The sequence below is a fragment of the Rummeliibacillus sp. G93 genome, from assembly GCF_023515935.1.
Classification (GTDB): Bacteria; Bacillota; Bacilli; order Bacillales_A; family Planococcaceae; genus Rummeliibacillus; species Rummeliibacillus stabekisii.
In genome coordinates this window covers 2,394,812-2,416,950 of record NZ_CP097314.1, presented here as the reverse complement: position 1 = coordinate 2,416,950, position 22,139 = coordinate 2,394,812, and the positions used below count along the sequence as shown (strand labels likewise).

At 39.5% G+C, this 22,139-nt stretch carries 24 protein-coding genes and 1 tRNA gene; 19 read left to right on the top strand and 6 right to left on the bottom strand.

Going from position 1 to position 22,139, the window contains the following annotated elements; genetic code table 11:
- Positions 1-83: 83 nt before the first annotated feature.
- Genes M2M59_RS12145 through M2M59_RS12125 form a run of 5 tightly spaced genes read left to right on the top strand, consistent with a single transcriptional unit; the run spans position 84 to position 3,701 of the window.
- Positions 84-566: an NUDIX hydrolase gene (locus M2M59_RS12145; protein ID WP_249774700.1), complete on the top strand. Its 483-nt coding sequence runs from the start codon at positions 84-86 to the stop codon at positions 564-566.
- Complete coding sequence (gene rapZ / locus M2M59_RS12140; RefSeq protein WP_066789497.1) at positions 553-1,440, top strand: RNase adapter RapZ; 888 nt, start codon at positions 553-555, stop codon at positions 1,438-1,440. Before M2M59_RS12145 ends, rapZ begins: the two co-directional genes overlap by 14 nt.
- A gap of 4 nt (positions 1,441-1,444) precedes the next feature.
- Positions 1,445-2,431: a gluconeogenesis factor YvcK family protein gene (yvcK, locus tag M2M59_RS12135; RefSeq protein WP_147196297.1), complete on the top strand. Its 987-nt coding sequence runs from the start codon at positions 1,445-1,447 to the stop codon at positions 2,429-2,431.
- Positions 2,432-2,464: 33 nt separating this feature from the next.
- Positions 2,465-3,412 (top strand): DNA-binding protein WhiA, encoded by a 948-nt coding sequence (gene whiA, locus M2M59_RS12130; RefSeq protein ID WP_147196299.1) that lies wholly within the window; start codon positions 2,465-2,467, stop codon positions 3,410-3,412.
- A 31-nt stretch (positions 3,413-3,443) separates the two neighbouring features.
- A complete protein-coding gene (locus M2M59_RS12125; RefSeq protein WP_147196301.1) occupies positions 3,444-3,701 on the top strand; it encodes an HPr family phosphocarrier protein in 258 nt (85 codons plus the stop codon).
- A gap of 230 nt (positions 3,702-3,931) precedes the next feature.
- Here the strand turns inward: M2M59_RS12125 and M2M59_RS12120 are convergent.
- Positions 3,932-4,003 (bottom strand) — tRNA-Arg (locus tag M2M59_RS12120).
- 180 nt (positions 4,004-4,183) lie between these two features.
- On the opposite strand from M2M59_RS12120, the gene clpP reads away from it, so the two are divergent.
- Positions 4,184-4,774: an ATP-dependent Clp endopeptidase proteolytic subunit ClpP gene (clpP, locus tag M2M59_RS12115; RefSeq protein ID WP_066789483.1), complete on the top strand. Its 591-nt coding sequence runs from the start codon at positions 4,184-4,186 to the stop codon at positions 4,772-4,774.
- Positions 4,775-4,851: 77 nt separating this feature from the next.
- Here the strand turns inward: clpP and M2M59_RS12110 are convergent, their stop codons facing one another.
- The 3 genes from M2M59_RS12110 to M2M59_RS12100 all read right to left on the bottom strand — a co-directional run bounded on the left by M2M59_RS12110 (position 4,852) and on the right by M2M59_RS12100 (position 6,782).
- The gene (locus tag M2M59_RS12110; protein WP_147196303.1) at positions 4,852-5,310 is read right to left on the bottom strand and encodes a spore coat protein; all 459 of its coding nucleotides are present in this window, start codon (positions 5,308-5,310) and stop codon (positions 4,852-4,854) included.
- An 85-nt stretch (positions 5,311-5,395) separates the two neighbouring features.
- Positions 5,396-5,695 (bottom strand): hypothetical protein, encoded by a 300-nt coding sequence (locus tag M2M59_RS12105; RefSeq protein ID WP_147196305.1) that lies wholly within the window; start codon positions 5,693-5,695, stop codon positions 5,396-5,398.
- 187 nt (positions 5,696-5,882) lie between these two features.
- Positions 5,883-6,782, bottom strand: a complete 900-nt coding sequence (locus M2M59_RS12100; RefSeq protein WP_066789477.1) for a TetR/AcrR family transcriptional regulator — start codon at positions 6,780-6,782, stop codon at positions 5,883-5,885.
- Between the two features lie 175 nt (positions 6,783-6,957).
- Here M2M59_RS12100 and M2M59_RS12095 point away from each other — a divergent pair, with 175 nt between their 5' ends.
- Positions 6,958-8,484, top strand: coding sequence for a DHA2 family efflux MFS transporter permease subunit (locus tag M2M59_RS12095; protein WP_147196307.1), 1,527 nt, complete (start codon positions 6,958-6,960; stop codon positions 8,482-8,484).
- Between the two features lie 141 nt (positions 8,485-8,625).
- Here the strand turns inward: M2M59_RS12095 and M2M59_RS12090 are convergent, their stop codons facing one another.
- Positions 8,626-9,234 (bottom strand): spore coat protein, encoded by a 609-nt coding sequence (locus M2M59_RS12090; RefSeq protein WP_371859441.1) that lies wholly within the window; start codon positions 9,232-9,234, stop codon positions 8,626-8,628.
- Positions 9,235-9,399: 165 nt separating this feature from the next.
- Between M2M59_RS12090 and M2M59_RS12085 the strand changes: the two genes are divergently transcribed.
- The 12 genes from M2M59_RS12085 to M2M59_RS12030 all read left to right on the top strand — a co-directional run bounded on the left by M2M59_RS12085 (position 9,400) and on the right by M2M59_RS12030 (position 20,668).
- The gene (locus M2M59_RS12085) at positions 9,400-9,978 is read left to right on the top strand and encodes a LemA family protein (protein ID WP_249774699.1); all 579 of its coding nucleotides are present in this window, start codon (positions 9,400-9,402) and stop codon (positions 9,976-9,978) included.
- On the top strand, positions 9,975-10,805 hold the full coding sequence (locus M2M59_RS16480; protein WP_256467865.1) for a TPM domain-containing protein: 831 nt from the start codon (positions 9,975-9,977) through the stop codon (positions 10,803-10,805). The genes M2M59_RS12085 and M2M59_RS16480 overlap by 4 nt, the downstream gene beginning before the upstream one ends.
- 34 nt (positions 10,806-10,839) lie before the next feature.
- The gene (locus M2M59_RS12075) at positions 10,840-11,073 is read left to right on the top strand and encodes a glutaredoxin family protein (protein ID WP_066789471.1); all 234 of its coding nucleotides are present in this window, start codon (positions 10,840-10,842) and stop codon (positions 11,071-11,073) included.
- Between the two features lie 379 nt (positions 11,074-11,452).
- Positions 11,453-12,505 (top strand): sugar-binding transcriptional regulator, encoded by a 1,053-nt coding sequence (locus M2M59_RS12070; protein ID WP_371923785.1) that lies wholly within the window; start codon positions 11,453-11,455, stop codon positions 12,503-12,505.
- A gap of 23 nt (positions 12,506-12,528) precedes the next feature.
- Entirely contained in the window at positions 12,529-13,533 is a 1,005-nt protein-coding gene (gene gap / locus M2M59_RS12065; RefSeq protein ID WP_249774698.1) for a type I glyceraldehyde-3-phosphate dehydrogenase, read from the top strand.
- 284 nt (positions 13,534-13,817) lie between these two features.
- Positions 13,818-15,002, top strand: a complete 1,185-nt coding sequence (pgk, locus tag M2M59_RS12060) for a phosphoglycerate kinase (protein ID WP_249774697.1) — start codon at positions 13,818-13,820, stop codon at positions 15,000-15,002.
- 26 nt (positions 15,003-15,028) lie between these two features.
- Positions 15,029-15,790 (top strand): triose-phosphate isomerase, encoded by a 762-nt coding sequence (tpiA, locus tag M2M59_RS12055; protein ID WP_066789460.1) that lies wholly within the window; start codon positions 15,029-15,031, stop codon positions 15,788-15,790.
- On the top strand, positions 15,783-17,309 hold the full coding sequence (gpmI, locus tag M2M59_RS12050; RefSeq protein WP_249774696.1) for a 2,3-bisphosphoglycerate-independent phosphoglycerate mutase: 1,527 nt from the start codon (positions 15,783-15,785) through the stop codon (positions 17,307-17,309). The genes tpiA and gpmI overlap by 8 nt, the downstream gene beginning before the upstream one ends.
- Before the next feature lie 19 nt (positions 17,310-17,328).
- The gene (gene eno / locus M2M59_RS12045; RefSeq protein WP_249774695.1) at positions 17,329-18,624 is read left to right on the top strand and encodes a phosphopyruvate hydratase; all 1,296 of its coding nucleotides are present in this window, start codon (positions 17,329-17,331) and stop codon (positions 18,622-18,624) included.
- A gap of 135 nt (positions 18,625-18,759) precedes the next feature.
- Positions 18,760-19,161 carry a VOC family protein gene (locus M2M59_RS12040; protein ID WP_249774694.1) on the top strand — a complete coding sequence of 134 codons (402 nt, stop codon included), beginning with the start codon at positions 18,760-18,762 and terminating at the stop codon, positions 19,159-19,161.
- A 199-nt stretch (positions 19,162-19,360) separates the two neighbouring features.
- Positions 19,361-19,645 carry a DUF3219 family protein gene (locus M2M59_RS12035; RefSeq protein ID WP_249774693.1) on the top strand — a complete coding sequence of 95 codons (285 nt, stop codon included), beginning with the start codon at positions 19,361-19,363 and terminating at the stop codon, positions 19,643-19,645.
- Between the two features lie 6 nt (positions 19,646-19,651).
- A complete protein-coding gene (locus M2M59_RS12030) occupies positions 19,652-20,668 on the top strand; it encodes an LLM class flavin-dependent oxidoreductase (RefSeq protein ID WP_249774692.1) in 1,017 nt (338 codons plus the stop codon).
- A gap of 897 nt (positions 20,669-21,565) precedes the next feature.
- On the opposite strand, the gene M2M59_RS12025 is transcribed toward M2M59_RS12030, so the two are convergent.
- Entirely contained in the window at positions 21,566-22,138 is a 573-nt protein-coding gene (locus tag M2M59_RS12025; RefSeq protein ID WP_249774691.1) for a hypothetical protein, read from the bottom strand.
- Between the last annotated feature and the right edge of the window lies 1 nt (position 22,139).

Sequence of the window (22,139 nt, the reverse complement as noted above, 5' to 3'; positions counted from 1 at the left end):
AGCGGATGTTAATTCCTTTGTACTCATGGTGCAGTAGCCTGTATAATATAATTATATGGACAAAGAGAAACGAGGTGTCGTGTGTGCAAAGAATCGCCAATTTATTAGTGATGAAAGACGATCAAGTACTATTATTAAAGAAGCCACGACGCGGCTGGTATGTAGCACCGGGCGGTAAAGTAGAGGGCGGCGAGTCGATTTTTGAAGCGGCGAGCAGAGAATTTTATGAAGAGACAGGCGCTTCTGCCATTCACCCCCATCTAAAAGGTGTATATACAATGGTCATTAAACGAGATGAAGAGATCGTGAATGAGTGGATGCTCTTTACCTTTGTGGCTCAAGATTTAGAAGGTGCCCCATATAAGGAAACACGTGAAGGGATACTTGAGTGGCATCCCGTTGAAGAATTAAAAACATTGCCTATGGCAGAAGGTGACCGTACAAATTTGCTTTATGCTGTTGAACAGACTGGTACTCAATATGGAACGTTTACATATACAGAAGACTTCCAATTGCTGGAGGAGCGCATTCAAATGTCCTCTGAAAGGAATGATGATCATGTCTAATCAAAACGCCGTAAACGAATTAATTATTATCACAGGAATGTCTGGTGCAGGAAAAACCTTGGCTATTCAAAGCTTTGAGGATCTGGGTTTTTATTGTATTGATAATTTGCCACCTGCTTTATTGCCAACATTCCTTAATCTAATGAAAGAATCCAAAAAGGAGATATCACGTATTGCAGCCGTAATGGATTTACGCGGCGGTGATTTTTTCTCCGCATTGAACGAAGCGCTAGAGCAGATTGAAAAAGAAGATTTAGTTGCGACAAAGATTCTGTTTTTAGATGCGGATGACGAGTCGCTTGTCAGACGCTATAAAGAAACAAGGCGTACCCATCCTTTAGCGGATAATGGACTGCCATTGATGGGGATTCAACGTGAAAGGGATCTCTTGGCAGATGTCAAAGAACGTGCGCAATATATTTATAATACAACGAGCATGAAGCCTAGAGAGCTTCGCGAACGCATCCGTGCCCAATTTTCAGAAGTGAATTCACGTCAATTTACAGTGAACGTCATGTCATTTGGCTTTAAACATGGCATGCCAATTGATGCGGATCTCGTGTTTGATATACGCTTTTTGCCAAATCCTTATTATATAGAGGGGCTCCGTCCAAAAACAGGATTAGATGAAGATGTTTCTTCATATGTATTGAAATATGACGATACAAAAGCATTGATTCAAAAGCTAACAGATTTGTTCCAATTTATGATTCCGCTTTATCAAAAAGAAGGGAAAACGCAGCTAGTTATTGCGTTTGGATGTACTGGCGGTCAACATCGCTCGGTTACATTAGCAGAGTACTTTGGCCATCTTTTGGACGAACAGGCTCCAACTGTTATTACCCACCGCGATATAGCGAAGAGAAAGGAATAATGCTATGCAAAAAGCACTTACGCGTGTTGCTATTATCGGCGGTGGCACTGGATTATCTACATTACTTAGAGGCTTAAAAAAATGTCCCATTGATTTAACGGCAATCGTAACAGTAGCAGACGATGGCGGTAGCTCAGGGAGAATCCGAGATGATTTTCAAATCCCACCGCCCGGCGACATTCGCCAAGTAATCGCTGCGTTATCAGAGGTTGAACCGCTGGTAGAAGAAATGTTCCAATATCGCTTTCAAGGAAAAGAAGAGCTAGGGGGCCATTCTCTAGGGAATTTGATGCTTACAGCGTTAACTGCTATAACGGGTGATTTTTCGCATGCAATCGCCGAAATGAGCCGAGTATTAAATGTACATGGCAAAGTGTTGCCTGCAGCCAATCAGAGAATCACGCTTATGGCTGAGCTTGAAAATGGAACGATTGTCAAAGGGGAATCTAAAATCCCTTCGTATAATCAAAGAATTCAGCGTGTATTTTTATCGCCGGCGGATGTGTTGCCTGTGCAGGAAGCAGTGAGCGCTATTGAGAGTGCTGATATCATTATTATTGGTCCTGGTAGCCTTTATACAAGCATCTTGCCTAATTTATTGGTAAATGGTATTCGTGAAGCTGTATTGAATGCAAAAGGCCATAAAATTTATATATGCAATCTGATGACGCAAGCAGGTGAAACCTCTCATTATTCTGCCGCAGATCATGTCCAAGCGCTAATCGATCATGTGGGTGCGAACTTCCTTCATACCATCTTGATTAACAAAGAAGAGCTTCCACTGTCAATTCGAGAAGCATACAGCAAAGAATTAGCGGAGCCTGTCAGGTTTGATGTGCCAAGACTTGAAGGAATGGGGCTAGAGGTCATTAAAAAGGATATAGCATCCATTCATGATGGCGTAGTGCGGCATGATGCCAATAATGTAGCGGCATGGATTGTAGAATATGCAACAAATTATCAACAGAAAAAGCAATCTTCGGCGAATTAGCGTCTAAAATATAACAAGGAAGGGGGGATTGCTATGTCATTTGCTTCTGAGACGAAAAAAGAGCTTACACAAGTGGAAGCAAAGGATAGCAGTTTAAAAGCGGAGCTCTCTGCCCTCATTCGAATGAACGGTTCATTATCGTTTGCCAATCGACAACTGAGCCTAGATGTCCAAACAGAAAATGCTGCTATCGCTCGTAGAATGTATACAATCATCAAGAAATTTTACAACTATCGAATAGAGCTTTTGGTGCGGAAAAAAATGAGGCTGAAAAAGAATAATGTCTACATTTGCCGCGTACGCGAAGGTGCAAAGGAATTGCTAGAAGAGCTGCAGATTGTAACAGGGAATTTTCTGTTTCATCATGATATCGAAGAAAAAATCATTCCTACACCTGATGAAAAAAGAGCTTATTTGCGCGGCGCATTTTTAGCGGGGGGCTCTGTTAATAATCCGGAGACATCATCGTATCATTTAGAGGTGTATTCTCTTTATAAAGAACACGGTGATGCATTGATGGAACTGATGAATGTCTTCGAGCTGAATGCCAAGACAATCGAACGGAAAAAGGGCTTTGTCACATATTTGAAGGAAGCAGAGAAAATTTCCGATTTTCTAAGTCTAGTGGGTGCTCATCAAGCGATGTTGAAATTTGAGGATGTTCGGATTGTTAGAGACATGCGCAATAGCGTGAATCGTCTAGTGAATTGTGAAACAGCCAATTTAAATAAAACAATCGGTGCAGCTATTAGACAAGTGGAAAACATACGCTTTATTGATCAAGCAATCGGGATCGATCAATTGCCAGAAAAACTTCAGGAGATTGCTAGGCTTCGAGTAGAGTATCAAGATGTGACACTAAAAGAGCTAGGGGAAATGGTCTCGACAGGCACAGTCAGCAAATCAGGTGTCAATCATCGTTTGCGTAAGATTGATGCGATTGCAGACTCACTTAGAGGCGGCGAGACAGCGAAAGTATAAAATAAGCTTACTGGAAGGATTGGATGATTGAATGGTAGAACAACAGGCAAAAGTAAATTTGAAATCAGGTTTGCAAGCAAGGCAAGCCGCTTTATTTGTTCAAGAAGCAAACCGCCATGCAGCTGATATTTTCTTGCAAAAAGACGATAAGAAAGTAAATGCCAAAAGTATAATGGGCATTATGAGTTTGGCGCTAGCACACGGAACACCTGTTATTTTAAGCGCAAGCGGAGATGATGAGGATCAAGCTCTTTCTAATCTAATCCAACTTATTGAAGTTGAAGAGTAACACAATCAACTATTGAAAAAAGCCTCTATTCGCAAAAAATGAATAGAGGTGATTTTTTTTATACCGAATTGGGTATAAATAGTATAGTTCTCCCTTATTGCACAGATCCTCATTTCTTGGATTTGTGCGTTGTTTTTGTTTCTTCCTTTTAAGCAACAAAAGTCATAAGTGGAGAAATAAAAAACGTTGCATGCCAAAGTTGGCAGCAACGCTTAAGAGGATTTCAATAACGCCCTCGGAGGGAATCGAACCCCCAGCCTAAGAACCGGAATCTTATGTTTTATCCGTTAAACTACGAGGGCATATATACTTAACGACTGTTTTATTATACAGATAAAACAAACAAATATCAATAGAGGAAAAAAACAATCGTAACATTTGACCTTTGTTGACCATAATGTGTAATATAATGGTACAGCTGAAGAAGAAGCTCAGCAAATGTCATTATGTATTCTATTTTTTAATTGAGGAGGCTATTTCTTATGAACTTAATACCTACAGTTATTGAACAAACAAACCGCGGTGAACGTGCCTACGATATTTATTCACGTTTATTGAAAGACCGTATCATCATGCTAGGCAGTGCAATCGACGACAATGTGTCAAACTCAATCGTTTCACAATTGCTATTCTTAGAAGCTGAAGACCCTGAGAAAGATATCTTCCTTTATATCAACTCTCCAGGCGGAAGCGTTACTGCAGGCATGGCAATCTATGACACAATGCAATTCATCAAACCAGATGTCCAAACAGTTGGTATGGGTATGTGCGCATCTATGGGCTCATTCTTGCTAACAGCAGGCGCTAAAGGCAAGCGCTATGCATTGCCAAACTGCGAAGTGATGATTCACCAACCTTTAGGTGGAGCACAAGGGCAAGCAACTGAAATTGAAATTGCTGCGAAACATATTCTTAAAACACGCGAAAAATTAAATGCAATCTTATCTGAACGCACTGGCCAACCAATTGAGGTTATTGCGCGCGATACAGATCGTGATAATTACATGAGCGCTGAACAAGCGAAAGATTACGGCTTAATCGACCACATTATGGAACGCAACGAGCTAAAATAATAAGAGAGACTGCAACCATAGGTAAACTATTGGTTGCAGTCTTTTTATTTTGTATAGGAAGTATGGAGTTGTTTTATCTATAGAATATCCAATTGTGCAACCAGAGCTACTAGAATTTGAAGTAGTAATTGTAGGGAAATTGCAACGTCTGTATCTGTTGTTGTTACATTTACAGAACGGGAGTTAACGATGACAAGTTTTTGGCGATTCGCTTGACGAATTTGTGCTCTTTGTAATAACTCTTGTGTCACCGTTTCTGCACGCGAACTATCTGCGATTGTAATATTCACTACAATAGCTATAGCAACTTGTAAAGCTGCCTGTAGCGAAACAGCTACCTGTGTATCAGTTGTTTCCACAGTAATATCACAAGAGTCACGGATAATAATAATCTCATTTGAGGATTGATCAATATCCGCTATTTCAGCGGCATTATTATCTATGTCTCCGTTGTTATCGCGGCAAGGATCACACGGATGGTCCATGTTTTGATCATGTGCAGTCCATTTGTTATGAGAAGCTTCATATTCATTCATTTTTCACCCCTCCTTTCATCCTTTTATAGTAGATGCTTTTATGAACGATCTTGTATAGACAAAGAACATGGGTAAGGAATAAATTTTACTTTTCCTTATCTTCATTATCTGTTTTAGTCTTCTTGAGTTTTTCTCTAAGTGGGCTTGAGGGCTCTTCCTTAGTCTCTTTTTCAGTAATTTTTTTTGTGTTTTGTGACTGAAGGAACTCCTCGACCTGCTCTTTTAGTTGATTCACAGTACTTTTTAATTTTTCCCGCTGCTCATCTGACACCTTTTCCCTAATTTCATCCATATTGACTTTGTTCTTTGAAAAAATATCCGCTATGAATATTTCAATAAATTGATTTGAAAGGCTGTATAACTCCTCACGATTTTTCTTAAACAACTATTCCACCTCCCCTCTTATATTGCATATTCATAAAAAATAAGAAGGGCAGGGCGGATGTACAACATTTTAGAGTTTCGCTTGAAAAATAGGTACATGATTTTAAATAAACGTGTACCTAATGCAAATTTAGACAATACTAAAACCAAGCAGTTCATCCAATGGTAAATGAATGAACTGCTTGGTTTCAAAATTGTTCGTCGTTCTGTTCAATTCGGACAAGCCGCCAAATATAGTTGGCGATTTCCCTTGCTTCCGCTGCATGAGTTGTTTTGGCGAAAGCTTTACGAAACGGTGTTAAAAGCGCCTCGATAATGAAGTATTTAGGATTCGATTCGCTTAATTCGCTTAACAAATAGCTTGCATATTCCAGACCCTTTTTGGAATCACATGGTCCTAATCCCTTAATGAAACCATCAAGCTGTTGTGTTACCATCTCCTGACTCATGATATGATGTTCTACATTATTCTTTATAAAATGTATAGTCTCAATACCGATAATGACTTCTTTCGTTTCAAGCATACGGGGGATAATAGCATCGATATTGCGAAGGGACATTTTGATGATAGCTTCTGGCTCTACATAGCGGTCTTCTGCAAAAATTAAAATACGGAGAGTATGCTGAATCATCGCAAATACTTGGATGGCACATTCATAGCTCATAATGCTGATTTCATCACCATATACTTCGACAAGTCTTTTGGCTAGCCATTCAAGTTCTTGGAGATGGTGGCTCATTAGGGCCATTCGTAATGATTCATCCTGTGAATTTGAAACAGATTCAAAAATTCGCATTAAATTTTGCTCACGATTAATCTGCATCAAGACGGCTATTTGTTTAGCCAGTATGTCAATATCCTTTATATCCTGGCCGAAGATTAATTCATGGCGTCGGATACTCGTTTCTTCTCGGCTTTCACGCAAGATGGCGATGAGGCAATCGTTTTTTGAAGGGAAATAGTTATAGAAGGTTCCTTTAGAAATCTGGGCTCCCTGGATAATGTCCATTATAGAAGTTTCTTTGAAGCCTTTTTCAATAAAAAGCTGCCTCGCCACATCAAGAACTTTTCTTTTTCGCGTATTCATTTAGTCACCTTTTCGTCATAAATGATTTTAAATTATACCAGTAGTCTATACCAAAAACGCTTTCATATCAATGTTTTTGAGAGGTTAATAATTTTTAGTTGAAAAAAGTGAACTAGCGGTATAAAATAATAAACATCCAATAAAAATGAGATATAAAGAAGAGTGAGGGGAAAATATGAGTAATCAACAAAAACCACCTTATGGAATGATAGCTATTCTATTTGTTGGTGCTTTTGTTTCTTTTTTAAATAATACTTTAATGAACGTTGCCTTGCCGACCATCATGACAGACTTCGATGTTACTTACTCGCAAGTTCAATGGTTGTCAACAGGATATATGCTTGTGAGCGGTGTGTTAATACCGGCATCCGCATTTTTTGTCGTTCGCTTTAAGAACCGCCATTTGTTTATTGCAGCGATGTCTATCTTTACGATTGGTACAATTATCGCCGCTGCAGCGCCAAACTTTAGTGTTTTAATCGCAGGTCGTATGGTACAGGCTGCAGGTTCTGCTGCAATGTCACCACTTCTTATGAATGTAATGCTTGTCAGCTTCCCAGCTGAAAAACGTGGTTCTGCTATGGGTATCTTCGGTTTAGTAATGATCGCAGCGCCAGCAATCGGTCCGACATTATCTGGTTATATTGTCGAGCATCATTCATGGCGTATGCTTTTTGAAATGATTATTCCATTTGCAGTACTAAGTCTTTTGTTTGGTATCTGGAAATTGAAAAACGTAATGGATACAAGAAAAGTATCACTAGATTATCTATCTCTAGTATTCTCAACAATCGGATTTGGTGGCCTTTTATACGGCTTTAGTTCTGCCGGTGATAAAGGCTGGAGCGATCCACTTGTTTACGGTACGATTACAATCGGAGCGATTGCGCTTATTATCTTTATCTTTAAGCAACTTCGCATGGAAGAACCGCTTTTAGATCTTCGTATTTACAAATATCCAATGTTTGCATTAGCATCAATCATCTCAGCAGTAGTATCTGTAGCGATGTTCTCTGGTATGATTTTAACACCAGCTTATGTACAACAAGTTCGCGGCATTTCGCCATTCCACGCTGGATTAATGATGCTTCCAGGTGCAATTGTGATGGCATTCATGTCTCCGATTACAGGTAAGCTATTTGATAAATTTGGTCCACGGATATTAGCTTTCATTGGTTTAACGATTACAACTGTGGCTACGTATTTCTTAACTAAATTAGAAGTAGATTCATCTTACACTTATATTATTACTGTTTATACCGTCCGCATGTTCGGTATGTCTATGGTAATGATGCCGATTATGACAAACGGTTTGAACAGCTTGCCAATGTTGAAAAACCCACATGGTACAGCGATCAACAATACTGTTCAACAAGTTTCTGGTGCAATCGGTACAGCGATTTTAGTAACTGTTATGAATAACCACATCAAATCAAGTGCAACAGAACTAGCAGCTGAAGCGAAAGCAAAAGCTGTAAAAGCTGCTAAAAAAGCGGCTGAAGCAGGAATTACACCTTCTTCTCCAACAGCGGAACAATTAGCAAAATTGAAAGCCCAAATTACACAAACAGCATTGTTAGATGGTATCAACTATACATTTATGGTTGCAACGATCATTTCTGCTGTAGCTCTTGTGCTATCAATATTCCTAAAACGTGTACGTGTAGATAAAATAAACAAACCAGAAATGGAACAAAAATAAGCATGAAAAAAGCGCTTTTGGTGATGATACCAAAAGCGCTTTTTGTATGCTGTTTTTATCCCGCATAATGGGAGTAACATTTGCTCAACTCACTAAAGACGGATGATTGAAGAAAATCCCTATCTCCCGTGAAGTTTCACCTTATTGCAATTGACTACTTGTAGTGTCGTAGCAATTTGTAATTGTCACCGTATCTTGTGATGATAATTGAGGTACTTGGTAGTAGCCTTTGCGGTTTTGGTAAATGGAGACTTCGTACGCCATTTCAATGCAGTTAGGGATTGAATCTGCTAACACGCGGCGTACAACAGGGTTTGTTGTTTCGAGAGAGGCAGCTAATTTAGCTGTTGCAGTAGCTTTATGTGAGCTCAATAAATAGCCTGAAATCATCTCGTCATTGAGTTCGCTAGCTTGTGTAATTGGCTTTTTCGGTTGGCCTGGTTTAATGCCATAAGTAAATTTATTGTTTTCAGTCATTTCATAATGGCCTGTTGGTTGTGATGGATCACGTCCTGTTTTGAAGCATTCCACCAGGGTATTGTATTCGTCAACACAGAATTGATATTGACGGTCCATCATGTTGCGTAGCTCAGGATCTTGAATTTGATCGCGTAGCAATACGCATTGGTCTAACCCGCCGATTACAGTTGATAATGTTTCATGCATGTCCATTACTTCATGTGCGCCATGGTTGTACTTTGCTGAATCCACATGATACATTTCGTTTGATTGGTTTTGTTGGTTTGTCAAATTAGTACCTCCTTTTTTTCGCGCTCTCACGCAGAAATAGTATGGACTGCTTCAATGCTTCCATACATTCAAAATCGCCAACCGTTTCGGTACACCTAACCAGAAGAATGTTTTATAATTTTTATTAAGGAGAAATAATATAGTAAGAAGACAGGAGGGAATGAATTGAAGAAACTTTTAGCACCTATTATTATCATTATTGCTGTAATTGCACTCATCGCTGCGATGCTAGTGCCACGATATAACAAGCTTGTCTCGATGGATGAGCAAGTGGATTCCAAATATGCACAAGTAGAGAACCAATTGCAAAGAAGGGTAGATTTGATTCCAAACTTAGTGAATACAGTAAAAGGATATGCGAAACATGAGGAAAGCATAATGAAAAGCATCGCTGATTCTCGCGCAAGATTGGCATCAGCCAAAACACCGCAAGACCAAGCGAATGCCAATGATGAATTAACCGGCAATTTGAATCGATTGCTTGTTATCAGTGAAAAGTATCCAGACCTAAAAGCGGATAAAAACTATCGCCAGTTAATGGATGAACTTGCAGGCACAGAAAATCGATTAGCTGTTGCGCGTGAAGATTATAATGAAGGCGTCAAAGAATACAATGGACTTGTACGCAAGTTCCCAGGAAGTCTAGTCGCAGGCATGTTTAATTTCGAAAAACGGGAATACTTTAAAGCAAGTGCCAATGCACAAAATGCACCAACTGTTGATTTTGGAGACGATAATCAATGAAAAAGCGCAGATTCCTTTTAGGGGCAGTCTGTGCGCTAATCGCCTTACTAAGTTTTTCAGCAACCTCTCAGGCTAAGGGACAACTGCCTGAAATGGATTATTATGATGACACACCATATGTGCAGGATTTCGAGCATAAATTGTCCGATGACACACAGCAGGAATTAAATACGTTGGCGGAAAAACTAAATAAAGCAACAGGTGCCTCTATTGTCATTCTTACAACAGATACCTTGAATGGCTACGAGGCGCCAGAGTATGGCACCAAGGTAATCCGCAAATGGGGAATCGGCAGTAAGCAGAAAAACAATGGCGTATTAATATTTGCAAGCTTTGCACAAAAAAAGGGAGAACGGGATGCATACATTTCAGTCGGCCAAGGCCTTGAAGGCGCATTACCAGACGGCAAAATTGGACGAATACTTGATGACTACATGTATCCTTATTTAGCCCAGGATAATTACGATGAAGCATTTCGTTCCGTCTTCATCAAAGTATATAACGAAATAGCCAAAGAATATGATTGGAACGGGCAGTTAGATAACCCTCAAAAACCGGAAGAAGAGGAAGGCGGTCTTTCGACGACAACGATTATTATTTTAGTTATTGTCGGCCTCATCATTTTCTCTTTCTTCTCCAAAGGAAACGGAGGAGGCGGCCCAGGTGGACCTGGTGGAAGAGGACGCTTTGATGACAGTAGCTTCCCTGGAGGCTTTGGAAACTTCGGCGGATTTGGAAATGGCTCATCCGGTGGAGGTAGCAGTGGTGGCTTCGGCGGATTTGGCGGAGGCTCATCCGCAGGCGGCGGTGCAGGCCGCAAATGGTAACACAGTTTAAAAAATGAATGTAGTGAGGATAACTATGGAAATCACGTATTACAGCAGGCCCAATTGTGGTCTTTGTGAAGAAGGGAAATTGCTGTTAAAGCTAGTATGTGAAGATTTTCCCTTCCAACTCAATGAAATTAATATTGAAGAAGATGAAGAAATTCATGAGAAATATATGCTAATGATCCCTGTCGTCATGAAAAACAATGAAATCATTCAGTATGGCCAGCTTGATTATGTAACATTGCTTGAAGGTATACAGGAATAAGCGTATCGAAATGATTTTACAATAGAATAAGTCACTCAATTGAAATGGGAATAGCGAAGACTTCTGCGGGAAAGTGAGACAGACGAGACCTCTCAGTGAGGAAAATCGTCGCTCGCCCGCGGAAGATCAGCTATTCCCACTTCTGCATATAAATATAAGAGAAGACTGCGGAGGAAAAGTGAGAAGGCTTGCCATCCGTCTGGAACAGAAATCAACAGGTACATTTTTCTTGCAAGAGCATCTTCTGGTGAAAAATCATTATATAGTTCAAAAATTTGCAAGTAACGTTCACAAAATGTATACTTATTTCAGGAAGTGAATTTTTTTGTAGTAAGTGGGACATTTTTTAAAGTGCTGGGACAAAATTAGTCCTGTTAGTATGAGAGGAGAGAGAAAGGACATTATTACAGTATCTGAAGCTCAATTAAAAATATTGCCGGAAATGTCTGAACTTCTTCATACGCGTTATCGTTTTTTACAAATGATTGATATGTTGGGTCCTGTAGGCCGAAGAGGTCTTGCAGAGAATCTTTCTGTTGGAGAAAGAGAAGCCCGCAAAGAAACGGATTTGCTGCGAGAACAAGGCTTGATTATTGCAAGCCATTCCGGCATGAGAATATCCGAATCGGGTAAAGAAGTATTAGAGATTCTAAAGCCTCTTGTCTATGAATGGTCAGGCATTTCTGTAATGGAAAAACAACTGACTCAAAAATTAGGCATACAAAGAGTGCTTATTGTAGATGGTGATATCAATGAAACGCCTTCTATTAAAATCCTTCTTGGATTAGAAGCGGCCAAAGTGCTGAGCAAGGTTGCGAAAGAGAAGGAAATCATCGCTGTGACAGGTGGAAGTACATTAGCTGCAATCGCAGACAGTGTAACCCCGTCTGACCAGCCGAACAATTTGACTTTTATCGCAGCAAGAGGCGGCATGGGCGTCGATGATATGAGACTACAAGCCAACACGATTGCAGCGACATTTGCCCACAACTCAGGTAATGCTTATCGTACGTTGTACTTGCCAGAGCATTTAAGCGAGACAGCTTATAAAGCAATCATTGAAGAACCAATGGTCAAAGAGATGATTGATTTATATGATCGGACAGATGTTGTTATTCACGGCATCGGGTCGGCGATCGAAATGGCGTCAAGGCGAAATTCCACAGAAACAGAGAAAAGTAACCTTCTCGAGCATGGCGCTGTCAGTGAAGCTTTTGGTTATTACTTCGACGAATCGGGTAAAGCTGTACAAAGGATTCAAACTGTAGGGATCCAACGCGAACAAGTAAATAGGTGTAAAAGTATTATTGCGGTAGCAGGTGGGAAGAATAAAGCAGCAGCGATTCTTTCATACTTTAAACAGGGAGCAAATCAGACGATTCTCGTCACAGATTCTGCCGCAGCGAAGGAAATGCTTCACTTACTAAAATAACAATTTAACTGGAGGAAATAAAAATGACTTTAAAATTAGCGATTAATGGTTTTGGACGTATTGGCCGATTGGTATTCCGCGAAGCGTTTAAACGACAAGATATCGAAATCGTAGCAGTAAATGACTTAACAGATTCAGCTATGCTTGCACACCTTCTAAAATATGATTCTGTACACGGTATTTTAGATGCAGAAGTTTCTGCTGAAGGCGATGATCTAGTTGTAAATGGCAAAAAAGTTCGCGTTTACGCTGAAACAAATCCTGCAAAACTTCCATGGGGTGATTTGAATGTAGATATCGTTGTAGAATCTACAGGTCGTTTCACTGATTATGATTCAGCTCATAAACATGTGGAAGCAGGCGCTAAAAGAGTCATCGTTTCTGCACCTGGTAAAGACATGCCGACATACGTAATGGGCGTAAACAATGATCAATACAATGCAAAAGAAGATGTAGTTGTATCAAACGCTTCATGTACAACAAACTGCCTATCTCCAGTGGCAAAAGTGTTGGATGAACAATTTGGTATTAAACGTGGCATGATGACAACTGTCCACTCTTATACAAATGACCAACGTATCTTGGATTTACCGCACAAAGATTACCGCCGTGCACGTGCAGCAGCGCAATCTATGATTCCAACAACAACTGGTGCAGCTGTTGCAGTAGCAAAAGTATTGCCACAATTAAAAGGCAAATTAGATGGTATGGCGATTCGTGTCCCAACACCAAACGTATCTCTAGTTGACTTAGTTGTTGAATTAGAAAAAGATGCTACACCTGAATCAATCAACAGCGCATTGAAAAATGCATCAGAAAATGAACTAAAAGGCGTAATGGCTTACTCTGAATTACCACTTGTATCAATCGATTACAACGGCAATACTTCTTCATCTACAGTAGATAGCCTATCTACAATGGTGCTTGAAGGCAACCTAGTAAAAGTACTGGCTTGGTATGATAATGAATCTGGTTATTCTACACGCGTAGTGGACTTAGCGGAATACATGGCTAAACAAGGCTTCTAAGTCAAACTAATCGTCAAATGACACTGTGCGTAATCCTGCATGAACGGGCAGCATAACCACTACAAACTTATAGATAAACAAGAAAAACTAGTGGGAGACAACTGCCCGTATATGTGCAAATTATCGAAACGAAAGACAAGGAGATAAAAAATATCCCCTTTGTGTCAAGTTTCACTTATAATGGATTATGGCAAAAAAGGAGAAGCGTATTATCTGACTTCTCCTTTTTTTGCGAATGTAGTAAGCGCTTTATTCAATCATTTGATAATTGGAGGATTGGCAAAATGAATCAAAAAAAGACAATGAATGATGTAGAAGTACAAGGGAAACGCGTATTTGTCCGAGTTGATTTCAACGTACCAATGGAAGACGGTAAAATCACAGATGAAACACGTATTAAAGCAGCATTACCAACGATTCAAGCTTTAGTAGAAAAAGGTGCAAAAGTTATTTTAGCAAGCCATTTGGGTCGCCCAAAAGGCGAAGTAAAAGACGAATTCCGTCTAACAGCTGTTGGCGAACGCCTTTCTGAATTACTAGGCAAAAACGTTCAAAAATTAGACGAGTCTATTGGCGAAACTGTTGAGAAAGCAGTAGAAGCTATGCAAAATGGCGACGTTATCTTACTTGAGAATGTCCGCTTCCATAAAGGCGAAGAAAAGAATGATCCAGCACTTGCAGAAAGCTTTGCGAAGTTAGCGGATGTTTATGTGAATGACGCATTCGGCGCTGCTCACCGCGCACACGCATCTACTGAAGGTATTGCGAAATACTTGCCAGCCGTAAGCGGATTGTTAATGGAGAAAGAATTAGATGTATTAGGCAAAGCTTTATCTAATCCTGAACGTCCTTTCACAGCAATCATCGGTGGTGCGAAAGTTAAAGATAAAATCGGCGTAATTGAAAATCTTCTTGAAAAAGTAGATCATTTAATTATTGGCGGTGGTCTTTCATACACATTCATCAAAGCACAGGGCTATGAAATCGGCACTTCATTGTTAGAGGAAGATAAGATTGAGTTAGCTAAATCATTTATCGAAAAAGCAGCTGAAAAAGGTGTGAAATTACATATGCCTGTAGATGCTGTGGTAGCAAACGAATTTTCGAAGGATGCAGAAACAAAGGTTGTCGACATTGATCAAATCCCAAGCGATTGGATGGGACTAGATATTGGACCGAAAACAGTTGAAGATTATGCAGACGTAATCAAAAATTCGAAGCTGATTATGTGGAATGGGCCAATGGGTGTCTTTGAAATGGACAAATTTGCAAACGGCACAAAAGGCGTAGCAAAAGCTATGGCAGAGACAAACGGCTATACAATCATCGGCGGCGGCGATTCTGCTGCAGCTGTTGAAAAATTCCATGTAGCAGATCAGATGGACCATATCTCAACAGGTGGCGGTGCATCATTAGAATTTATGGAAGGCAAGGAATTGCCAGGCGTTGTAGCGCTAAACGATAAATAGTAAAAACAAATTGGAGGACGATTAGTGTGAGAAAACCAATTATTGCAGGTAACTGGAAGATGTATAAAACTTTATCGCAAGCTGTGGAGTTCGTACAAGAAGTAAAAACATCCATTCCTGAGAGTACAAAGGTAGACGCAGTAATCTGCGCACCAGCATTATTCTTGCCATCACTTGTAAAAGAGGCAGAGGGTTCAGCGCTTGAGATTGGTGCTCAAACGATGCATTTTGAAAATGAAGGTGCATTTACAGGCGAAATTAGTCCAGCCCAATTAGAAGATTTGAAAGTAAACTATGTGATTTTAGGGCACTCAGAGCGCCGTGAATACAATAATGAAACAGATGAAAGCGTCAATAAAAAAGTGCATGCTGCATTTGAACATGGCATGACACCAATCATTTGTGTTGGCGAAACACTTGATGACCGGGAAAAAAGCCATACGATGGTGAAAGTGTCATCTCAAGTAGGAGCTGCATTAAAAGGTCTTACAAAAGATCAAGTCGCTAAAACTGTGATTGCGTATGAACCAATCTGGGCAATCGGCACAGGTAAAACAGCTACTTCAGAAGATGCCAACACAGTATGTGAAGGAATCCGTAAAACAGTTGCAGACATCGCTGGTGAAGAAGCTGCAGAAGCAGTTCGCATTCAATATGGTGGTAGTGTAAAACCTGCAAACATCAAAGAATTGCTTTCAATGGAACATATCGACGGTGCGTTAGTCGGCGGTGCAAGCTTAGAACCAGATTCTTATTTGCAATTATTGGAGGCGGGTGCAAATGCCTAACAAACCAGTAGCATTAATTATTCTTGATGGTTTCGGCTTCCGTGATGAAGTATTCGGGAATGCCGTGGCACAAGCGAAAAAACCAAACTTTGAGCGTTATTGGAATCAATTTCCGCATAATATGCTGACAGCTTCAGGTGAAGCAGTCGGTCTTCCAGCAGGACAAATGGGGAACTCTGAGGTAGGCCACTTAAATATTGGTGCAGGCCGAATTGTTTATCAAAGTCTTACAAGAATCGATAAGTCGATCCGAGAAGGCGACTTCTTTGAAAACAGTGCACTTTTAGATGCGATAAGTTATGCAAAAGAAAAGCAATCTAAACTCCATCTCATGGGACTGTTATCAGATGGCGGCGTACACAGCCATTATGAACATCTATTCGCTTTACTGAAATTGGCAAAAGATCAAGGGATTAAAGAAGTATATGTCCATGGTTTCCTTGATGGCCGTGACGTGGGTCCGAAAACAGCTGTCACATACGTGATGGAAACAGAACGCCAAATGGCTGAAATCGGCGTCGGCGAGTTCGCAACGATTAGTGGTCGTTATTATGCAATGGACCGAGATAACCGTTGGGACCGTGAAGAAAAAGTCTACAAGGCATTAGTGGATGGAGAAGGCGTCGAGGCAGAATCTGCTGTTGCAGGTGTAGAAGCTTCTTATAAAAACGATGTCACAGATGAATTCGTAGTGCCATTCGTGATTAAAAAAGAAGAAAAACCTGTCGCAACCATTGAAGACAATGACGCGGTGATTTTCTTTAACTTCCGTCCAGACCGTGCGATTGAGCTTTCAACAGCGCTAACAAATCCGTTGTTTGACGGCTTTGAACGAAGCAAAAATCATCCTGAAAACTTGAAATTTGTTTCTTTCACGCATTATAGCGATACAGTGCTTGCTGAAGTAGCATTCCATAGCATCGATTTGAAAAATACGATTGGTGAAGTATTGTCTAACAACAACCTACGCCAACTGCGTATTGCGGAAACAGAGAAATATCCGCATGTTACATTCTTTATGAGCGGCGGTCGAGAAGAGAAATTCGGCCTGGAAGAACGGATTTTAATCAACTCACCAAAAGTAGCGACATATGATTTGAAACCTGAAATGAGCGCTTATGAGGTAACAGACGCATTGGTAGAAGCAATTGAAGCGGATCGTTTTGACGGCATCATCTTGAATTTCGCCAATCCAGATATGGTCGGTCATAGTGGTATGCTTGAGCCGACAATTAAAGCCATTGAAGCAGTGGATGAATGCTTGGGACGAGTAGTGGATGCACTTCTTGCCAAAGGCGGCGCTGCGATTATCACAGCAGACCACGGAAACTCAGACGAAGTAGTAACGCTTGAAGGTATGCCAATGACAGCTCATACAACAAATCCAGTCCCTGTGATTGTGACAAAAGAAAATATTGTTGTAAGAAGTGGCGGAATTTTGGCAGATTTGGCTCCGACCATGTTAAAATTACTAGGAGTGGACCAACCACTTGAGATGACAGGAAAACCATTATTTTAAAACCAAGGAGAGTAAAAAAATGCCAATTATTACAGACGTACAAGCTCGTGAAGTATTAGATTCACGCGGTAACCCAACAGTAGAAGTAGAAGTATTTACAGAATCAGGCGCCTTCGGACGTGCAATCGTTCCATCTGGCGCATCTACAGGGGAATATGAAGCAGTAGAATTGCGCGATGGCGACATAAGCCGCTACCTTGGCAAAGGTGTTTTAAAAGCTGTAGACAACGTAAACAACATCATTGCACCAGAACTAATCGGTAATTATTCAGTGCTTGACCAAGTATCAGTGGATGAGCACATGATCGCTTTAGACGGTACAGAAAACAAAGGTAAATTAGGCGCAAACGCAATCCTAGGCGTGTCTCTAGCTGTAGCACACGCAGCAGCAGATTACCTTGATATGCCTCTATACCAATACATCGGCGGCGTGAATGCAAAACAATTGCCAGTACCAATGATGAACATTGTAAACGGTGGAGAACACGCGGATAATAATGTGGATATTCAAGAATTCATGGTTATGCCTGTTGGCGCTGAATCATTCCGCCACGCATTACGCATGGGTGCTGAAATCTTCCATTCCTTGAAAGCAGTCTTGAAAGAATCAAACTACAGCACATCTGTAGGTGATGAAGGCGGCTTTGCACCAAACCTTTCTTCAAATGAAGAAGCATTATCTACAATCGTGACTGCGATTGAACGCGCTGGCTACAAACCAGGCGAAGAAGTAATGCTTGCGATGGACGTTGCATCATCTGAACTATACTCAGACGAAGACAACAAATATCACTTAGCTGGTGAAGGCGTGACAAAAACATCAGAAGAAATGGTTGCATGGTATGAAGAATTAACATCTAAATATCCAATCATCTCAATTGAAGATGGTCTTGATGAAAACGACTGGGAAGGTCACAAAATGTTGACTGAACGCATCGGTAACCGCGTCCAATTAGTAGGGGACGATCTATTCGTTACGAATACGAAAAAATTGTCTCGCGGTATTGAAGAAGGCGTAGGTAACTCAATCCTAATCAAAGTAAACCAAATCGGTACATTGACAGAAACTTTAGATGCGATTGAAATGGCGAAACGTGCTGGCTACACAGCTATCATTTCTCACCGTTCAGGCGAATCTGAAGATACAACAATCGCTGACATTGCTGTAGCAACAAATGCGGGCCAAATCAAAACAGGCGCTCCATCTCGTACAGACCGTGTTGCGAAATACAACCAATTACTTCGCATCGAAGATCAATTGGCTGGCACATCTCAATACAACGGTATTAAATCTTTCTATAACTTGAAAAAATAATAGAACGATTATTTAAAACCTCCTATATTTTATAGGAGGTTTTTTATTTATAGTGGCGAAAGATAGCTTATTGTCTTTTTAAGAAGCAATAGGGTTAAGCAGTATGAAACTAATTACAAAGCGAGGTTGATCTAAATGGAAAAGGTTACTCCATTCTTAATGTTCCAAGGTGGCAAAGCAGAGGAAGCAATGAATTACTATACTTCACTTATTGAAGAATCCGCCATTGAAAGTATTGTTCGATATGGCCCAGGCGAAAATGGGGAAGAGGGAACCGTGATGCAGGCATTATTTTCATTAAAGGGCCAAGAGTTCATGTGTATAGACAGTGCGCCTGTGCACAATTTTACGTTTACACCCTCCTTTTCTATCTTTCTTACGTGTGATTCGGAAGACGAGCTGACATATCTTTATGAAAATCTACTTGCAGATGGAGAAGCGTTAATGCCACTAGATAACTATGGCTTCAGTAAGAAATTTGGCTGGGTGAATGATAAATTTGGTGTATCGTGGCAAATTAATCTTCCAAATGATTAATTGAAATAGAGTTTACAGAAGGGAAATATACGATTTTAAATCTCTCTAAAAGCTAAAAAATCAACCAAAGATCTTTCTTAGTACACATTTCTTTACAGCCTCCTATCATTTGTGGGAGGCTTTTATTAAAGGGAGAGGGCAATACTCTCTGTTAAGATGAGGAATAAAACATCCGAAACTAAAAATAGGAGTGATTAAATTGATCAGTAAAATGATTTTAGACGATAGAACGATACAATTAACTAATTATGAAGAAGAAAAAGTAAATGGATTATATCAAGTGTCAGTTGAGTTTGATGTGACAAGTGAAGAATATCATGATGTAGCAACACTGCTTTACAAAGGGACGTTTGATGTAAAGATACCGGAGAAAGATATAGCTTTTCGAGGGACCATCCATAACTATTCCACTTCTATTACAAACCTGTACAACGAAGGGGAAGTAGGACAGTATAAATTGACTCTGTTAGAAGTAAAGGATTGAGCTGAAATGAGGTTAAGCATACTAGACCAGTCACCTATTTCTTCAAATCAAACTCCACCTGATGCATTGAATGAATCAATGAATTTAGCAAAAGCAGGAGAAAAGCTAGGTTATACGCGATACTGGATTTCCGAACATCACGATCTGCCTGGGCTTGCATGTTCTGCGCCAGAAGTGATGCTAAGCTATATTGGCGCTCACACACAACGCATTCGCATTGGTGCTGGAGCAATTTTATTGCCTTTCTATCGGCCTTTTAAAGTGGCAGAAACCTTTCATATGCTAGCCACATTATTTCCGAATCGTATTGACCTCGGGTTAGGACGAGCTCCAGGAGGATCAGCAGAAGCGACGAATGCATTGTCCGATAACTATTTGCAAAGTGTTTATAAATTTCCTGCCGCAGTGAAGGAGTTACTTCATTTCTTAGACGACGACTTCCCAGCGGAAGCGGAATACTCCAAAATCTCTGCATCTCCTTTACCTGAACATCCGCCAGTACCTTGGCTTCTTGGTACAAGTAAAAAAAGCGCATTGCTCGCAGCAGAGAATGGCATGCCATATACGTTCGGCCATTTTATGAGTGACAATGAGGGTGCACCAATCGTCAAAGAATATAGGGAGGCCTTTATACCACGCAAAGAAGGGCAAACGCCACAAGTCATCGTCACCGTCTCTGCGATTTGCGCTGAGAGTACGGAAAAGGCAGAAGAAATGGCACTAAGCTCCTTCATCTGGTCTTTGCAAAAAGACAAAGGAGAAGGGCTGCAGGGTGTTCCTTCCATTCAAGAAGCGAAGCAATATCAGCTGACGGAAAAAGAAAAGGAATCGTTAAATAGTACGAGACAAAACATGATCATTGGTAATCCGCATGAAGTGAAACAGAAACTAAACGAATTGAAAACAATGTATGGAGCAGACGAAATTATGATTAATACCATTGTATATTCGCCAAAGGATCGAATTCAATCCTATCAACTAATTGCGCAAGAAGTGTTGGGTAGCACAATTCTTCCTCTTTAGAATAGAATGTACTCTAATCAGGAGCATGTAGCAGGAGTAGATACTAGGTAAATGTTAAATTATCTAGAATGTAGCTTAATAGCACGCTTCAGTTGAAGCTATTACTTAATAAAATATAAATAATTAGTGTAGAAGTACTCTATCTAAAGAGGGAAGAGTAATTTATGTTTTAAAAAGAAAAAATAATTAGAAACGATTTAGTTTTATTAAAAATCAGTAAAGGATAAAAGTAATTAGCTTTTTGCAGTAGTATTCTTAATGAAATGTGTAACAATATATAACTTTTGTACTTTTTAAAATTCTAACAAATTTCGGGAACAATATCCTAAAAATATTTCGATATATAGAAACGCTGTTGAAAGATTGCTGCTGTTGATATATTAGAAGTCGATGAACATCAGAAACTTTTACTAAAGCAAGCGATTGAATTAGCATCTCCGCATGCATTAAATGGAATAAGGATAATCAAAAGTTACGAGAAATAAATAAATATAGATAAGCCTGGAAAGTCAATTGGAAGTAACGGTAAAAGGAAATATTGAAATATATTATTTGGTGTTGGCTTGGAATAAAGTTTGATTAAAAGTATGCAACTATAAGTGTTGTTTCACAATAAAAAATTCTACTGTTTTGAAAAAGTTTAATCAAAACAGTAGAATTTTGTACTTTTAAAAAGTTTGATTTAAATATGCCATACAGACATTTAGATAATATTTAATGAACACATCATGGCTTCAATTTATGCAGAGCTTAGAACATGAAAAGATGTCTGAAATAGCTATACTAACGGAATTGTGTTCTTTTTTGACGTTAATCCACAGAAATTTTTAAAGAATTTCTTTCTAATATTTCTTAATAAATCATTTAGCCGTTGCAAAAGTTTTATATGTATTTTTGCTAAAATTGAACCCTTTTACTTTGGAGAAATTCGATTAGTTTATCGACTGTAGTTATAGAGTCATCAAGTTTAGCAAATTCATTCTTAACTGTTTCAATACCGTCAATTTTTATTGAAGTATTGGATAATGGAAATATTTTTTGAATATCAGTCTTAGAATTTGGAACTTGCAAATCAGTCTTTTTTAACACATCCTCCATATTTAAATCATTATGGAAAGTTAAGTACTCTATTTTGGAATTTAAAATTAAATCTTCATTCAAATTCAATAGTTCTCCAGAGATATAAGGATTTTTTAGATGTAATAGGTCTGATCCATCAGACATAGGGTACAATTCATCTATATCCATTAGAATCAGTACATAGACTTTTGAATATTCTTCTAACTTTGACTGGGTTAGAGTGCCCTTATTTATTTCTCCTTTAAGATAACTTTTCAACATATTTATCTGAATACTACTTTTACCGTTCTTTTTTGATAACACTGTCAAGGGGATACGATAAGTGGAAGCTATATATTCAATAAAAAGCTTTTCAGTTTTCCCATGACATACAAAGAAATAAGTTTCCATA

Excerpts from the sequence above, each read along its gene's own strand:
- rapZ (WP_066789497.1), top strand. The coding sequence starts at position 553 with ATGATCATGTCTAATCAAAACGCCGTAAACGAATTAATTATTATCACA.
- yvcK (WP_147196297.1), top strand. The coding sequence starts at position 1,445 with ATGCAAAAAGCACTTACGCGTGTTGCTATTATCGGCGGTGGCACTGGA.
- whiA (WP_147196299.1), top strand. The coding sequence starts at position 2,465 with ATGTCATTTGCTTCTGAGACGAAAAAAGAGCTTACACAAGTGGAAGCA.
- M2M59_RS12125 (WP_147196301.1), top strand. The coding sequence starts at position 3,444 with ATGGTAGAACAACAGGCAAAAGTAAATTTGAAATCAGGTTTGCAAGCA.
- clpP (WP_066789483.1), top strand. The coding sequence starts at position 4,184 with ATGAACTTAATACCTACAGTTATTGAACAAACAAACCGCGGTGAACGT.
- M2M59_RS12110 (WP_147196303.1), bottom strand. The coding sequence starts at position 5,310 with ATGAATGAATATGAAGCTTCTCATAACAAATGGACTGCACATGATCAA.
- M2M59_RS12100 (WP_066789477.1), bottom strand. The coding sequence starts at position 6,782 with ATGAATACGCGAAAAAGAAAAGTTCTTGATGTGGCGAGGCAGCTTTTT.
- M2M59_RS12095 (WP_147196307.1), top strand. The coding sequence starts at position 6,958 with ATGAGTAATCAACAAAAACCACCTTATGGAATGATAGCTATTCTATTT.
- M2M59_RS16480 (WP_256467865.1), top strand. The coding sequence starts at position 9,975 with ATGAAAAAGCGCAGATTCCTTTTAGGGGCAGTCTGTGCGCTAATCGCC.
- M2M59_RS12075 (WP_066789471.1), top strand. The coding sequence starts at position 10,840 with ATGGAAATCACGTATTACAGCAGGCCCAATTGTGGTCTTTGTGAAGAA.
- M2M59_RS12070 (WP_371923785.1), top strand. The coding sequence starts at position 11,453 with ATGAGAGGAGAGAGAAAGGACATTATTACAGTATCTGAAGCTCAATTA.
- gap (WP_249774698.1), top strand. The coding sequence starts at position 12,529 with ATGACTTTAAAATTAGCGATTAATGGTTTTGGACGTATTGGCCGATTG.
- pgk (WP_249774697.1), top strand. The coding sequence starts at position 13,818 with ATGAATCAAAAAAAGACAATGAATGATGTAGAAGTACAAGGGAAACGC.
- gpmI (WP_249774696.1), top strand. The coding sequence starts at position 15,783 with ATGCCTAACAAACCAGTAGCATTAATTATTCTTGATGGTTTCGGCTTC.
- eno (WP_249774695.1), top strand. The coding sequence starts at position 17,329 with ATGCCAATTATTACAGACGTACAAGCTCGTGAAGTATTAGATTCACGC.
- M2M59_RS12040 (WP_249774694.1), top strand. The coding sequence starts at position 18,760 with ATGGAAAAGGTTACTCCATTCTTAATGTTCCAAGGTGGCAAAGCAGAG.
- M2M59_RS12030 (WP_249774692.1), top strand. The coding sequence starts at position 19,652 with ATGAGGTTAAGCATACTAGACCAGTCACCTATTTCTTCAAATCAAACT.
- M2M59_RS12025 (WP_249774691.1), bottom strand. The coding sequence starts at position 22,138 with ATGGAAACTTATTTCTTTGTATGTCATGGGAAAACTGAAAAGCTTTTT.